15 protein-coding genes are annotated in these 13,961 nt (G+C 47.7%); 4 read left to right on the top strand and 11 right to left on the bottom strand.

Annotation, left to right across the window (positions count from 1 at the left end):
- Positions 1-108 precede the first annotated feature (108 nt).
- Together K6J72_RS08395 and K6J72_RS08390 are read left to right on the top strand one after the other, a co-directional pair.
- Positions 109-261 carry a hypothetical protein gene (locus tag K6J72_RS08395; protein ID WP_260320516.1) on the top strand — a complete coding sequence of 51 codons (153 nt, stop codon included), beginning with the start codon at positions 109-111 and terminating at the stop codon, positions 259-261.
- An 11-nt stretch (positions 262-272) separates the two neighbouring features.
- Positions 273-431: a hypothetical protein gene (locus tag K6J72_RS08390; RefSeq protein WP_260320515.1), complete on the top strand. Its 159-nt coding sequence runs from the start codon at positions 273-275 to the stop codon at positions 429-431.
- 738 nt (positions 432-1,169) lie between these two features.
- Here the strand turns inward: K6J72_RS08390 and K6J72_RS05010 are convergent.
- The 11 genes from K6J72_RS05010 to K6J72_RS04960 are packed head-to-tail and all read right to left on the bottom strand — an operon-like array spanning position 1,170 to position 11,359.
- Positions 1,170-2,141, bottom strand: coding sequence for an asparaginase (locus tag K6J72_RS05010; protein ID WP_221279043.1), 972 nt, complete (start codon positions 2,139-2,141; stop codon positions 1,170-1,172).
- A 55-nt stretch (positions 2,142-2,196) separates the two neighbouring features.
- Positions 2,197-2,430: a hypothetical protein gene (locus tag K6J72_RS05005; RefSeq protein WP_221279042.1), complete on the bottom strand. Its 234-nt coding sequence runs from the start codon at positions 2,428-2,430 to the stop codon at positions 2,197-2,199.
- Positions 2,414-2,797 carry a flagellar export chaperone FliS gene (gene fliS, locus K6J72_RS05000; RefSeq protein ID WP_221279041.1) on the bottom strand — a complete coding sequence of 128 codons (384 nt, stop codon included), beginning with the start codon at positions 2,795-2,797 and terminating at the stop codon, positions 2,414-2,416. The genes K6J72_RS05005 and fliS overlap by 17 nt, the downstream gene beginning before the upstream one ends.
- Before the next feature lie 12 nt (positions 2,798-2,809).
- On the bottom strand, positions 2,810-4,885 hold the full coding sequence (fliD, locus tag K6J72_RS04995) for a flagellar filament capping protein FliD (protein ID WP_221279040.1): 2,076 nt from the start codon (positions 4,883-4,885) through the stop codon (positions 2,810-2,812).
- 18 nt (positions 4,886-4,903) lie between these two features.
- Positions 4,904-5,284, bottom strand: a complete 381-nt coding sequence (locus K6J72_RS04990) for a flagellar protein FlaG (RefSeq protein WP_221279039.1) — start codon at positions 5,282-5,284, stop codon at positions 4,904-4,906.
- A gap of 56 nt (positions 5,285-5,340) precedes the next feature.
- Entirely contained in the window at positions 5,341-6,540 is a 1,200-nt protein-coding gene (locus K6J72_RS04985; protein ID WP_430886751.1) for a murein hydrolase activator EnvC family protein, read from the bottom strand.
- A 29-nt stretch (positions 6,541-6,569) separates the two neighbouring features.
- Positions 6,570-7,379, bottom strand: a complete 810-nt coding sequence (locus K6J72_RS04980; RefSeq protein ID WP_221279037.1) for a cell division FtsX domain-containing protein — start codon at positions 7,377-7,379, stop codon at positions 6,570-6,572.
- Complete coding sequence (locus K6J72_RS04975; protein WP_221279036.1) at positions 7,366-8,037, bottom strand: cell division ATP-binding protein FtsE; 672 nt, start codon at positions 8,035-8,037, stop codon at positions 7,366-7,368. Before K6J72_RS04975 ends, K6J72_RS04980 begins: the two co-directional genes overlap by 14 nt.
- A gap of 1 nt (position 8,038) precedes the next feature.
- Positions 8,039-9,190 (bottom strand): tRNA (guanosine(46)-N7)-methyltransferase TrmB, encoded by a 1,152-nt coding sequence (gene trmB / locus K6J72_RS04970; RefSeq protein WP_221279035.1) that lies wholly within the window; start codon positions 9,188-9,190, stop codon positions 8,039-8,041.
- Positions 9,190-10,440 (bottom strand): fibronectin type III domain-containing protein, encoded by a 1,251-nt coding sequence (locus tag K6J72_RS04965; protein WP_260320514.1) that lies wholly within the window; start codon positions 10,438-10,440, stop codon positions 9,190-9,192. The genes trmB and K6J72_RS04965 overlap by 1 nt, the downstream gene beginning before the upstream one ends.
- Positions 10,385-11,359 (bottom strand): RluA family pseudouridine synthase, encoded by a 975-nt coding sequence (locus K6J72_RS04960; RefSeq protein ID WP_221279034.1) that lies wholly within the window; start codon positions 11,357-11,359, stop codon positions 10,385-10,387. Before K6J72_RS04960 ends, K6J72_RS04965 begins: the two co-directional genes overlap by 56 nt.
- Positions 11,360-11,442: 83 nt before the next feature.
- Between K6J72_RS04960 and feoB the strand changes: the two genes are divergently transcribed.
- Both feoB and K6J72_RS04950 read left to right on the top strand, forming a co-directional pair.
- The gene (gene feoB / locus K6J72_RS04955; protein ID WP_221279033.1) at positions 11,443-13,317 is read left to right on the top strand and encodes a ferrous iron transport protein B; all 1,875 of its coding nucleotides are present in this window, start codon (positions 11,443-11,445) and stop codon (positions 13,315-13,317) included.
- 96 nt (positions 13,318-13,413) lie between these two features.
- Positions 13,414-13,908, top strand: coding sequence for a ferritin (locus K6J72_RS04950; RefSeq protein WP_221279032.1), 495 nt, complete (start codon positions 13,414-13,416; stop codon positions 13,906-13,908).
- Positions 13,909-13,961 lie beyond the last annotated feature (53 nt).

The following is a 13,961-nucleotide window of genomic DNA, read 5'->3' as shown; positions in this document are numbered from 1 at the left end:
CCCCCATACTCTTTTTTAGTTTTGAACTTCTATTTTAAAAAACCCTCTTGAGTCTGTCTCTCGTTAAAATGCATTTTTTATTTTTAAATTTTTTACAAAGGAGTCCGTGTGTTTATCCAAGATTTGAGTGTAGAACAACAACAAGTGTTCTTATTTTTGGCTAGGAAAGTCATTGAAGCCGATGGGGTCTTGCACGAGTTGCAACTAGTGGCTTTAGCAAAATCTTTAACACCAACCACGCCAAACACGCCACGCTTTTAGAATTGGTGTCTGTGGCACTCGCTGATAGCCGTTGGCATGACAATGAAAGGGACACCATTTATGCTTATGCTCAAGAAATGGGTGTTTCCACACACAAAGTGGATCAATTCAAGGATTGGGTGGTGAAAAACTTTATGCTCTATCAAGAAGCGGTTAAGATGTTGGATTAGGGGGAGAAAATGTTTGGATTTTTAAAAGCTATGGTGGGGACAGTGGGAACTGTTGTGGCCGGATCTAGCGTAGCAAAAGCTCGTGATGAGGAGGGTTTAGTGAGGGAGAACCTATTTTTGTTTCGTACAAAAATAAAAAGGCAGTTGGATATCCAAAAGCTACCGAGTATGCCAAGGATCACGATGGAGAAGAGAGGGATTGCAACTTAGCCACAAATAACTGCCATGGTTTTACTGCGGAGTGTTTTACAGGAAACGAGCAAGATGAGGTTCGTATTAGAATACCTAGCGATATTAGTGAAAAATTGAGCATGGACTGCTGGCAGTGGTGGCGGTATAAGTAACCTCAATGCCCACGCCTTAGTGTGTGCGTGTGGGTGATAGACTAAGTGCAAAATTTTACAAAGGAGTGAAAATGGGCATTTTGACTTAGTAAAAGAGTTCAATGGGGGCGCACAAGCCAACCAAGACACCACAAGACCATCACCATTGATGAGGAAATCGCTAAACATGTTAGGTGGAGTGGGGACTTTAGGGCGAGCGATTTTAGCTACACTTCTTAGATTGCCCACTACAAAGAAATACGCTGCCCTAAAAAAGATAAGGACGAGTGCGCAAATATGAACATCCCATGCCGTCAGTTTTGGTGTTCCAAAGATGCCGATTGTGGAGCGCATGTGAATCGAGGAGTGGTAAAAAAATAAAACTGCCTCAATGGAGGGGCTTTGCCCCCTATCTCTAATGCGTGTTAAAGAACTCTTGGATCGCTTGGGGAGTGGTGCTCTTGAGTAAAGCTAATTGCAACAAAACCCGGGCTTTTTGGGGATTTAAATCCCCAGCACGCACAAAGTGATAGCGGGCATCGTCCATTTCGCCAAGTTGCACCTCCCCACCACCCACACGGCTGGAGCGCACCACGACCACGCCCTGTTTGACCGCCTCGGCCATCGCTTCTAAGAGCGTGTGGCTCACATTGCCATTGCCCATGCCCGCCACCACCACGCCCTGCACGCCCGCCTGCAAAGTCGCTTTAAGGAGAAAATCCCCGCAATCCACATAGGTGTAAACCACTGCCACTTTAGGCAAGGGCTGGGTGGAGTCCCCTAAGGCCAATTGGCTTTGCAAAGTGTGCTTTGTAGTGGGCTTGGCGTGGAAAGACACTTGGCCGTAGTAGACATGCCCGATGGGTCCCGCATTTGAGGCTTTGAAAGCACCTAGGTGGCTGGTGTGGGTCTTGCTGACATGGCGTGCGCTGTAAATGTTTTCATCCATCGCCACCAAAACCCCAAGCCCTGCACTTTTAGGGTGGACACACACGGCTAGGGCATTATGAAGGTTCATCGGCCCGTCTGGGCTAAGGCTCGTGGAGTTGCGCATCGCCCCTGTCAACACAATGGGCTTGTGGGTTTGTGCGTTTAGGTGCAAGAAGTAAGCGCTCTCTTCCATCGTGTCTGTGCCATGCGTGATGACAAAGCCTTTGATGTCCTCCCTTGCGCTTAGGGTATGGATGCATTCTAAGAGCTTGCGCCAAATGTCAGAGTCCATATCCTGCGAGCCGACATTAGCCACCTGCACACTCTCTAACTCTACACCCTTTGGCACAACGCCCTTGAGCAAGTCGTTTACACCCACCTGTCCGCTGACATACGCCCCCCCCTGGCCTATGCCCGCAATCGTCCCCCCTGTCGCTAAAACCATAACTTTATCCACGAAAACCCCTTTTTTAGGGGCATTGTAACGCCAAAAATTTAACGGCGTTTAACGCCTAAGAAATTTCTAAGAATTTTTGAGCGGCCTTAAGTTGGCGCATTTGTGCGCCTAGGGCGCGTTGTTGCTCTTGTAGCTGTTCGATGGTGGTGGCAATGAGGGTTTTTGCGCTCTGCAACACTTCCAAATCAGTGCAAGGCTCGCTTAAGAAAGGGCAAGTTTCGACCAAAAAGGATGCACGCTCTAAGTTGTTCTCCACGAGCGCAATCTTCAGCTCATCGACCCAGTTCATTGGGGTGTATCTCTCTCCACGCCTCTAGCAAGCCTCGCGCTACACGCATGACCAAATCGATTTTAGTGCTGTTGTTCTCCACATTGGCTTGGGTGAGTAATTTGATTTGGTGGGTGTAAAGCCCGGTCAGATACACGGCGACTTCTCCGCCCCGTTCATAGTCCAAAATGTTTAGCAACTCGGTAAAAATATCTGTAACTTTATTGATGTAGGTGATTTTCCTCTCGATGTCCTCAGCCTCCATGTGGCGCTTAGCTTGGGCGGCAAATTTTAAAATCCCCTCATAAAGCATTTCAATGAGCTTCGCGGGCGACTCCACGGTCACGGCGTTTTGCTGGTACATATTGTAGGCGTTGGCTTTAAACATTCTTTCCCTTTCTTAGTTCTTTTTTGCGGCCGCTTGGTCGATCATCATCTGCACCGCATCAAAGGATTTGTTCGCTTTTGAAATGCGCTCATCGTAGGCAGCGAAGCGTTCTGCCATCGTGTCGTAACGGGTTTTAAGCATCTCCATCGCACTTTCCTTGTCTTTTCTAAGGTCTTTAGCATCTTGCTCGAGCGAATCCTCGTATAACTTCAAACGCGCATTTCCACCATCGACCAAACCAGCCAAAACTTTATCCAAGCGGATAAAAATCCCATCTTGGTGGATTTCTTTACCCCCCATGCTCTTGACATCGCTGCCATAAAAGAAGTCCTGGGCGGCTTGGGGGTCGGTTTCAATCGCGTTTGTGAGTCTGGCCTCATCCAGGCTCATTCTGCCATGCTCATCTAGACTAATGCCGTATTTCATCAAGCTATCCACCCCTTTTGCGCTCGTGATGCTAAAAGCGATGGCGTTGTTGATCGAGGAGCGGATGGTGCGGATGTCGCCCACACCGTTAAACACCCCGGCGATGTGGGTATCGGGGTCGTAGCGGGTGGTTTCGTCTAATTTGGGCATCAACTCGTTGTAGGCTTTGACAAAGGCTTTGATGTTATCCACGATCGCCTTGCTGTCCCTGGTAACACTCACAATGGCAGGTTTGCCCGGATCGGTTTTGGCGAGTAAGGTTAAAGACACTCCATTGATCACATCGTTGACCTCATTGGTGGGGCGGGTGATGGTCGCGCCATTGTAGGTAAACTTGGCGTCTGATGCCCTTTGCAGGTTTTTAAACCCAAAAAGATCATGGATTTTGGCGTAGGATTGGCTCAAGCCCTCTGTAAGCCCCAGGTTAGACACCGCCGCCTTGCCCGCTGCCCCCACGCCCGAAATGCGCAACTCCCCGCTGTCGCTGTTTAAGACCAACTTACCATCTGCACCCAGCGAGGCATGCAAGCCGCTGATGGCGTTGATGGCTTTGGCGATCGCCTTGCCATTGTCATCGCTGGAGCTGGCCACAAAAGTGATTTTAGAAAGATCGATGGCGTGTCCATTGAAGTTCACCACCCCTTTTATCTGCCCGGAGGGGATGCCTGTGGTGCCCTTGACTAAATCATCGGTGCTAGAAGTCGTTTTGACAAAGCCCAGCTCAACAGCCTTGGCCCCGCCCACCTCTATACCAAACCCCCTTTTGTCATTGAGGATCAAGGACTTGCCATCGTTGATGAGCCCCACATTGAGATCTCCACTCTCTAGTAGAGATTTTGTTTCAGGGTTGGCTTCTAAAGCTTTTTTGATCGCCTCTTGCAGGGCTTGGTTTTTGTTCTGCACAGGAGTTTTTGCACTGATGTTTAGAGTGATGGAGATTTTCACCTCTTGCCCATGTGCATCCTTCACCTTGATGAAAAAGTCGTCCTCGGTGGTTTTGCCCGTGGCTTGGTCTGTGCTACCCGCTGCCAAAGTGATGGGCGCATCGCTGCTTAAATGCGAGATCACGCTGGCACCAAAGTAAATGCGGCTATTTGCCCCGGGGTTCTTGCTGTTTAGCATGAGCTGGTAGGGCTTGTCTCCTCCCGTTTTCATCACAATACCTAAAACATTGCCATCGGTCGCATCCGTGATCGCTTGCGCCACATCGCCTAAACTCATCCCGGCTTTAATGTCAATGGTGTAGTTCTTGCCATTGGTGTAGAAGTGCAACTTGGTGTTGGCTTGGCTGAAGGCATCGTCTCGATCCCTAAAGTGGGTGGCCACCTCGTTGATGTCGCCTTGCGCTAAGTCTTCTACCTCTATTTTAATGTTTTGCACGGGGATGCCCGGACTCACCGTGGCTTTGAGGGCACCACCGCTCACACTGCTGTTGCGGCTCGTGTAAGTGGAATAGTCGGTGAGCGCACTCACAGGGGCTTTGAGATTGGAAATGAGACTTTTGATTTCAATGAGGGCTTTTTGTTTTTCAACATTAGCCTCCATTTTTTTCTCAATGGGGGCGACCATCATCTGTTCATCAGCTTTCTTGAGCTTGTCGATCACATCGTAGTTCAAGACCTTGCTGCCGATCCCTAAAGAACTAAGTTTTCCAATTCCCATGTGTTGCTCCGGTGCGCTCTAGCCCTTTTTGTCAAAGATGATCCCCAAAATATCGCGCATTTTCTCGGTCAACTTAACGACCTCTTGCGAAGGGATCTCGCGGATGATCCGATCCCCATTGCTGTCCTTGATTGTTACAACAAGGCTGCGTAAGACATCGTTATAGCTGAAGGTCAACTGCGACTCGATGCGCTTCATCTTTTCGTTGAGCTCTTTAGCCAACTTCTGCAAATCCTGTTCCTTTAAATGGGCTTCTTCTTCGGTTTTAGGGTGTTCGAACTTGGTTTCATTGACCGAAGATGCCTGCTGCGAGGGTTTTGGATTTTGGGTGTGGGTGTGGGGTACATCTAATTGTGTTGTGCTGATGTGTGGGGTGACGCTTGCAATCTCTGTAGACATAGGCAATCCTTTACCCCTAAATCGGCACAGCCTTGTTTTTCTTTATATTTTAGGGATTATTGGGTGCGGGCAATGATCTCCAAAGGGTTGATGTGTTTGTCTTTTAGAGTCACTTCAAAACTCAAGCGTTGATCTATACGCCCGATCACATAGCCCTTTTGTACCCTCAAGCCATGCCGAATTGTGGGAGCGATTTTGTCAAGCTGGGAGTAAATGGTGTGCATGCCATCCTTATGTTCTATGATGATGACCTTTTTTAAAATCGGCACTTCCTTAGCATACACCACGCGCCCATCGAAAACACTACGCACCACCGCGTTAGGCTTGGTAGAAATCAAAGTTACCGACTCGTTAAAGACTTTGAGCTTATACACGGGATCAAAATAGGGGCCGAATTTTTGTGCGATTTTATAGCTGGCTAAAGGGGCTATGGTCTTTGGCCCATTGTAGGCAATGGTTGTGATGTCCCTATAAGAGCTCGCCACTTGGCGCACTTCTAGGGGGGCTTGTAAACCACCTGTAGTCGTGGGGGGCTCTTCTCTTTGGGGGTGTCTTTGGCGCTCTAGCTCCTTTTGCTTGACAATGTTTAAGGACGCTAAGAGCTGGTCTAGCCCCTTGCGTTCCTTGTCTAAATTCTCTAGCTTTTTATTGTAGATGGCCAACTCGGCTTGCATGTTTTCAATCAACTTTTGTTGCGTGGCGACCATGTTTTGTAAATTGCGCTTGCGGTCCTTTTGGGCGGTGATGGTTGCACTCATTTGGTCAATGTTGCGTACAATTTGGGCGATTCGTGTGCTGATTTGCTCTTCTTGGGCGTTTAAATTCGCTAGGCGTGAGCGTGAATCGTGATTGAGGTACTTAAAGGTGGTTTGGAGCATGATGTCTTCGGTCGTGGCTAAATCTTGCTTGTCTAAGAGCATGACAAATAAAATGTCTTTTAAAAGAATAGCCGTTACTGAGTCTTGGATTTTGCTGCGGCTCTTTTGCAAACTCTCCAAAAAAAGGCGGTTTTCTTCTAGGGATTTTTCTTGGGCTTGGTTTTGGGCCTGGTTCTTGTCAATGTCCCTTTGGATGTTTTGTATTTGTCTAGAGATCTCTTGACTTTGGCGGTATTTTTGGTTAATGGCGTTGCCTAAGCTGCTTAAGTGGTTGCTGATCTTGTTCTTTTCTAGGGCTGTGGCTTTGAGCTTGTTTTGATTCAAACTGATGTTTTTGTCAATGTCTGCAACCGACTGGCCGTTTAAAACCCATAGCATCAAACAATGCCCTAAGAGCGTTTTTGTTTTCATGCCACTCTCCTTTGGATGACAACAATCCAAACACAAACTAAGGATACCACAACCGAAGTTAGCAAAAAGATCAAGGTGTCCTCTTGCCACACAAACAAGTGGCCATTGATCTCCAACACTTGGGCAATGGTCTGAAAGCGGTCCTGCAACGACAAATACAAACTCCCCACAAACACCATTGCGCTTGCAATTGCCGAGTCAATCAAGGCAAGTCTAAACAAAAACCCGTTTTTAATCCGCATGGGTGCACCCAAAAGATCCATGATCTCTATGCGTTTGGCGTATTGCAAATGCCACACGCTGATTTGCTTCACTAAGAGCAAGACAGAGAGTACACCCACAATGGACGCGAAAATCAAAGTGTTCTTTTTGAGTAAGAGCAATAGGCGGTATTCTTGATCGTGGGTTTTGCTAAAGACTTCTACTTTTTCCACGCCCGGGATTTTTAAAAGCCTTTGGTTGATTTGGCGTAACTGCTCTAAGGTGGGGAACAAGGACAACTTGAGCGAATAAAAAAAGGGGAGATTCTTCTTAAGATTGGCAATGCTGGCTTGGCTTAAATTCTGCTTGAGCCGCTCTAAGAGCGCATCGGGGCTGATGAGGTCTAAAGATGCACTGCTTGGGATATTTTGGCGGATGAATTGCAAAGACAGCCGTTGGTGGCTCACAATAGTGATGGCGTAATTCTTAGACAATTTTTCTTCTCGGATATGCACAGCCCGCTGTATGAATAAAATGCTCTCTAGGCTAAACAGAAGGGCGATTAAGGGCAGTAAAAAAGCCAAATGCTCCTTAAGTGTATTCATGCACCTCTCCATCCTTGATATAAAGCTTGCGGTAGGGGATATTAAAATTACTAGGGATTCTGTGTGTCACGACCACAATGGTGATGTCTAACTGTTTGTTCGCCCCCTTTAGCAAACTCCAAATCATGTCGCTAGAGTAGTCATCCAAATTGCCTGTGGGCTCATCGGCTAAAATTAAAAAAGGCTTGTGGGCGATGGCTCTAGCCATGGCAACTCTTTGTTGCTCCCCCCCACTCAGCTCCAAAGGGTAGCGGTTAGATTTATAGAGCAAATCCACATGCGCCAAAAGCTTCTCGGCTTGGATATTGCACTCCTCTTTTTTATAGCCATTGATGATCATAGGGAGTTTAATGTTCTGCTCCACCGTCCACTCTTCAATGAGTTTATAATCTTGAAACACCACCCCGATGTTGCGCCTAAGCTCGTTGATGAAACCCTTAGAAGCCCGATTGACACTGATGTTACACACCTCTAAATCCCCTCCCAAAATGGGTAAATCCCCATACAAAGAGCGCAGCAGCGTGCTTTTACCGCTCCCACTCGCCCCTGAGATGAACACAAAGTCTTTCTGCTCGATCTTAAAATGCGCCCCCTTGATCACCCACTCGTCTTTTTTATAGCCTAAGGACAAATCCCGCGCAAAAATGATGCTACCCAAACTAAACCTCCCGTAAAAGGGCGCACAACGCTTCGTGGGCACGGTGTTGCGCCCTCGTGTTGAAAGGTGCACCCCCACATACTCCAAGTCCCCCCTTGCGATCCCAACAAAGGACCTTATTTAAGGGGGAACGCACATCGCCTAAACTCACTGAAAGCAACCATAAATGCCCGTATTCTAGCACATCTTGGATATTTAAAAAATAATTCTCCCCCATTTTGGGCTTTTCTTGCCATAAACTAGCGGCCTTTACCCCTTTGTATTTAATGTTTTGGCCGGCTGACAACAACAAGGGCAATTTAGGGCGTGTGCTGGGGGTTGTGGGTTTTAAGCGCAAGTCGTAAATGTCTTTTTTTTGGCGCACCCAACGGGCTTCATACTTGCTAACCACCCCTTCTTGTGGGGCGTTTTTGGCGATTGTGGCGTGGCAAGTGGGGGCACTTATGGCCAACTCTAGGCTGGCCTTAAAATACTCTAGGCTGTCCGTCCTTAACCAAATCTCCCCCTGTGGGCGCAACACAGCCAGCATGTTTTCTAAAGTGTAGGGGGTGAAAATGCGCCGATTTGGGTGCTTGGGCCATGGCACGGGGAAGTGTATGTCTAACCTCTCACAATTTGGGGGCAAGACCTCTAAAATTGTTCTTGCATCGGCACGGGCGATGTAGAGATTTGTAAGCCCCAAGAGTTCGATTTGGCGCAACACTTGCTCGATGGAGGGGGTATGCACCTCTAAGCCGATGTAAACTTCTTTGGGGTTTGCCTGCGCCTTTTGGAGCAAAAAACGCCCCGAGCCAAACCCGATTTCAAGGTAAAAACGCTCAAAATTGAAGTTGTTAAAATCCACTAAATGCGCCCCACTCGGGCAATGGCTCAAGGCTAAATTGCCCTTAACTTCCTTGCCATAATGGCTTAAAATCTTCAGAGCGTGTTGCAAAATCCCCACGGGGATGGGGCGGGTGGACTTCTCTCCCTTGCATAAAACCCCCCCTTGTTGTTTGATTTTTAGCAAACAAAAATCGCCAAGACGGTGTTGTACGCAAATGAGGCTGACTTTAGAGTCTCTTAAACTTTGTGCCTCGTAGCAAAATTTAAAGCCCTCCTCTTCAAAGGGCATGGGGGGCGTGGCTAAGTCTTTGGTGTAAAAATGGGGCATCAGCGGTCTAGGCGCAATTCCACTTCTTTGCTCGGGCGCGACTCTAGCCCTGCGCTGTCGATGCTCACCACTTGGTAGCGGTATTTTTGCCCACTTGCCATGTGCTTGTCGATAAATTGGGTAGTGGTTAAATTGCCAAAGCGCAAGGGACTAGAATTAGAATTGCCATCAAAGCGATAAACTGCGTAGGATTTCACCCGCCCATCGTTTATACCTTGCCACTCAATGATCGCTTGCCCATCCTCAATCGTACCCTTGGTGATGATGGGCGTGGTTGGACGGGGCAAAGTCATGCCCTTAGCTGCCTCAGTGGGCAAGACCCCCTCCAAACCGCTGCGATCCACTGCCACGACCTTATAAAACCGACTTGCCCCATCCATATCCACATTGTCTGTAAAGTGGGTTTCTTTGGTTTCGCCGATGTTTTTAAAATGCCCGTCTATGCTGTTTGTGGCGTAGACCTTGTAGCCCACAATGCCGCTTTGGTTTGTTGGACTCCACGACAACTCCACCTTACGGGTTAGATCTGTGCTGGCTTGTAGATTAGATAGGGGCAGAGGCAAAGGCTTGGTTTGCCCCTCCACCACAGCACTGGGTAGGGACTTCGCCCCATCGAAGTTTTCGGCAATCACACGGTAGCGTTGTTTCGCTCCATTGGGTAAATTTTTGTCGAAATACTCCACATACAGGCGGTTTTTCACCACCCCGATGTTAGAAAACTTGCCATCAGCATTCTCTCTTTGCACAATGTAGCGGGCGATGCTGGGGTTGGGATGCGGACTCCAAAAGATTTTGATCTCTTGGGGGCTGGCTTGGCTGGCAAAGACCTTTTCAACGGGGTTAATGTAGGAAGTGTGTACGGGGATAGCCGCCGACATTTGCGAAATCCCGCCATTCTTACCAATAGTGGCGATTTCGTAGGTGTAATCAGTCTGGGGGGTCAGCCCATCGTCGTAGTAGTGCGTGGCTAGGGGGTTTTTGATCGTGGCGACTCGTCTATAAGTTTGGTCCTTTTGCATGCGGTAAATCGCAAAGCCATCAATCAAAGACGGGTTAGTTACCTCTTGCCACTCAAAGCCCACAGACTCCACATCGTTGATGGTTCGAATGCCTTGTACGATGGGCAAACTCGCATTAGTGGTCTCTTGTTGCTGGTTGAAAGACAAGGCGTCGTTTTTTCGGGTGTGGGCACAATTACTCAAAATCAGCCCTGAACAAATCAAAAATATGGCATTCCTGTAAAAGTGCATCCCACGAAACCCCTTGAAAATTAATGTCTAGGTATTCTAGCATATCAGGCAAAATTTGGGCTTTAAAAAGCAATCTTTGACTCGTGCTAGGGTGTGTGCAATAGAGCAAATAGGCGTGGAGCAAAATCCGCCCTTTGTAGTTGTCGGCTTGTCCATAAAGGGGGTCGCCCACAATGTGGCGGTTTAGGCTCTCCAAATGCGCGCGGATTTGGTGTGTGCGCCCGCTATAAAGCTTTACGGCGATGAGTTGTTGCCCTTTGGGGTTGGTGGCAAGAGGCATAAAAACACTTTTAGACCACTTCCCCCCCTTGATCTCTTGGCGCAGGGCGTTTAGGTTTGTCATCTTCAAGCGGTTCTTGGGATGTCTGCCTAAGTTACACTCCACCTTAGCGGGCGCGTTTAAGGGGGTGCTTAAAATGGCTAGGTAGTAGCGCCCCATTTCTTTGCTCTTTAGTTGCTCGGCTAAGTGGGCGTGGGTAGCGTTGTTTTTAGCCACCAAGATCGCTCCGCTCGTGTCCTTGTCTAAGCGGTGTACGATCCCACAGCGCAACTCTCCGTTTAAGTTAGACAAGCTGTAGCCCTTTTCCCTTAGATGATCTAATAGAGTCGGCGCACACACACCCTTAGCAGGGTGCACCACCAAATTTGGCGGTTTATTCAACACCAAAATGTCCGCATCCTCATAAATCACCTCAAAATCTAAAGGCGTACAAGGGGGCTTTGCTTGTGCCTTTGGGGGAGTAAAACCCACTAAATCACCCGCTTTTAACTTCACCCCCCCCTTGTTGCAAGCCTTAGAGTTCACACGCACACACCCCGCCTTGATGCATTGCAAAACTTGGTTAGACGACACGCCTAAATGCGTGGCTAAAAAGTGATCCAAACGCTCCATTTCTGTTACGCTAAATTCTTGTTCCATGATATCCTTTCGCCGAATTTCCAATTTTAGCAAAACTTTAGATATAATTTAGGTTTTCATTTTCATAGTCATTAAGGTCAACCATGCAAGAAATCATTGTTGCCCTAGTGGGGCAACCTAATGTTGGCAAAAGTGCACTCATCAATGCCCTCAGCGGAGCACATTTAAAGGTCGGCAATTTTGCGGGCGTGACGGTTGAAAAAACCCAAGTGCAGACCATCCATAAAGGTACACAAATCACCATCATAGACCTACCCGGTATTTACGCTCTAAGTGGCTTCACCCTAGAAGAAAAGCTCACAAGAGAGTTTTTAGACACCGAGCATTACGATTTAATCTTAAATGTCCTTGATTGCACGAATTTAGAGCGCAACTTAGCCCTAAGCATGCAAATTTTAAAGTTGCCCCACAAAACCTTGCTCGCCTTAAACATGTTTGATGAAGCGCAAAAGGAAGGCCTAGAGATAGACACCGACACTTTAGAGCAAAAGCTAAACGCCCCCTGCATCCCCACCTCCGCCTACAAACGCACCAACATCACCGCCTTGCTCGATGCCATCATTGACTTACACAACGCCCCCCAGCCCACCAAAAGTGCCGACCACCCAAACCTAAAACCCACTCAAGCCGATTTGCAATTTTGCAAGCAACTTGCCAAGGAAGTGAGTCGACAAACCAAGCCCACCCCCACCAGCAAACTCGACCGTCTCTTTTTACACGAATACTATGGCTTGCCTATTTTCTTAAGTTTGATGTTTCTTGTCTTTGTCTTAAGCTTTTTTGTGGGTGGATTGGGGCAGGACTTGGTGGATCGTTTCTTTGCTTTTTTGAGCCAAAGTTTAAAAGAGCACATCTCTAACCCGCAAATCGCCTCCATGCTGAGCGATGGTGTGGTGGCGGGAGTAGGGGCAGTGCTGTCCTTTCTGCCCCTCATTGCCATTTTGTATCTAGGCATCGGACTTTTGGAGGGCACGGGGTATATGAGCCGTGTAGCCTTTCTACTCGATGGGATTTTGCATAAGTTTGGCTTGCATGGCAAGAGTTTTATCCCCCTTGTTACAGGCTTTGGCTGTTCTGTGCCTGCCTACATGGCAACCCGCACCCTGCAAAACCAGCACGAAAGGCTCATCACTTTATTTGTCATCGGCTTTATGAGTTGCAGTGCAAGGTTGCCCATTTATGTCCTTTTTGTCGGCTCGTTCTTTCCCCAAAAATATGCCAGCCTCGTGCTCTTTGCCATTTATGTTTTGGGGGCTGTGGTGGCTTTGCTGATGGCAAAATTCTTAAACTTGAGCATCTTTAGGGGTAAACAAGAGTCCTTTGTGATGGAAATGCCAAAATACCGCATGCCAAGTGCTAAAGTGCTTTACTTTGGCATTTACACCAAAAGCCTTTCTTATATCAAGAAGGCGGGGACTTATATTTTGGCTGGCTCGCTTTTAATTTGGTTTGCCTCCAAATACCCCAAGCCCGACTTAGCTCCCTACAACACCGCTAAGACGCACCTACAAGCAAGTCCTTTAAGCCCCCAAGCCAAAGAGCAAGCCTTGCAAAGCTTGCAAGAAAAGCTAGACAAAGAGGGCCTGGAAAATAGCTTTGTGGGGCGAGTCGGGCGGGGCATTGATGGGGTGTTTAAACCAATGGATTTTGATTGGCGTTTATCCGTATCTTTAGTTGCGGGATTTATGGCTAAGGAAGTGGTGGTGTCCACTTTGGCGGTGCTGTATGCGGGGGAGAAAGAGCCTAAACTCGCCCTAAAGCAGAGCGTGAGCCTGCCCTCTGCCTTGGCTTTCATCGTCTTTGTCATGTTTTACATCCCTTGTTTCGCGGCGACCATCACCTTTGGCAAGGAAGCAGGGGGTTTTAAATTCGTGGTCTATCTCTTTGTTTTCACCACAGCGGTGGCTTATATCTTTGCTCTGATTGCCTATGGACTAACCAGACTCATAATTTCTTAAAGTTCTAGGTATTTTGAGAAATTAGGGGCTAAAAATCTTGACTTTATTTTCTCATTTAGGCTATAATAATGATACAAACCAACAAAAGGAGTTTTTATGTTGCCTCAAGAAACTGCGAAATTACTCAACGGACAAGTGATGGACGAGTTCTACTCAGCCAATCTTTACATGAGCATGAGCTCTTGGTGCTACACCCATGGCTTTGATGGGTCAGGGTTGTTCTTATTCGATCACGCCAGCGATGAATATGCACATGCGACAAAAATCATCACTTATCTCAACGAAAACGAAGTGGGCGTGCATCTAAAAGAAGTTAAGGCCCCCGAACATGAGTTTAAAAGTTTGGTGGAAATCTTTGAAAAGGCTTATAAACACGAGCAGCACATCACCCACTCCATCAACAGCCTAGTGGACCACATGCTCGCCCACAAAGACTACGCAACCTTTAATTTCTTGCAATGGTATGTTGCCGAGCAACACGAAGAAGAGGTCTTGTTTAAAAACATCTTAGACAAAATCAAACTCATGGGTGAGAGCGGCCATGGGCTTTATCTTGCCGATCAATACATCCGCAACATCGCCAAGAAGTAACGCCTATGGGGGAGGGAGGCATCGCCTCTCTTTATAATATCCCCCCATCCTCC

The sequence above is a fragment of the Helicobacter sp. NHP19-003 genome (assembly GCF_019703305.1).
GTDB lineage: Bacteria > Campylobacterota > Campylobacteria > Campylobacterales > Helicobacteraceae > Helicobacter > Helicobacter gastrocanis.
This window is presented reverse-complemented; position numbering and strand designations above follow the sequence as displayed.

Coding starts and splice junctions, on each gene's coding strand:
- K6J72_RS05005 (WP_221279042.1), bottom strand. CDS start 2,430: ATGAACTGGGTCGATGAGCTGAAGATTGCGCTCGTGGAGAACAACTTA.
- fliS (WP_221279041.1), bottom strand. CDS start 2,797: ATGTTTAAAGCCAACGCCTACAATATGTACCAGCAAAACGCCGTGACC.
- fliD (WP_221279040.1), bottom strand. CDS start 4,885: ATGGGAATTGGAAAACTTAGTTCTTTAGGGATCGGCAGCAAGGTCTTG.
- K6J72_RS04990 (WP_221279039.1), bottom strand. CDS start 5,284: ATGTCTACAGAGATTGCAAGCGTCACCCCACACATCAGCACAACACAA.
- K6J72_RS04985 (WP_430886751.1), bottom strand. CDS start 6,540: ATGCTATGGGTTTTAAACGGCCAGTCGGTTGCAGACATTGACAAAAAC.
- K6J72_RS04980 (WP_221279037.1), bottom strand. CDS start 7,379: ATGAATACACTTAAGGAGCATTTGGCTTTTTTACTGCCCTTAATCGCC.
- trmB (WP_221279035.1), bottom strand. CDS start 9,190: ATGCCCCATTTTTACACCAAAGACTTAGCCACGCCCCCCATGCCCTTT.
- K6J72_RS04965 (WP_260320514.1), bottom strand. CDS start 10,440: ATGCACTTTTACAGGAATGCCATATTTTTGATTTGTTCAGGGCTGATT.
- K6J72_RS04960 (WP_221279034.1), bottom strand. CDS start 11,359: ATGGAACAAGAATTTAGCGTAACAGAAATGGAGCGTTTGGATCACTTT.
- feoB (WP_221279033.1), top strand. CDS start 11,443: ATGCAAGAAATCATTGTTGCCCTAGTGGGGCAACCTAATGTTGGCAAA.
- K6J72_RS04950 (WP_221279032.1), top strand. CDS start 13,414: ATGTTGCCTCAAGAAACTGCGAAATTACTCAACGGACAAGTGATGGAC.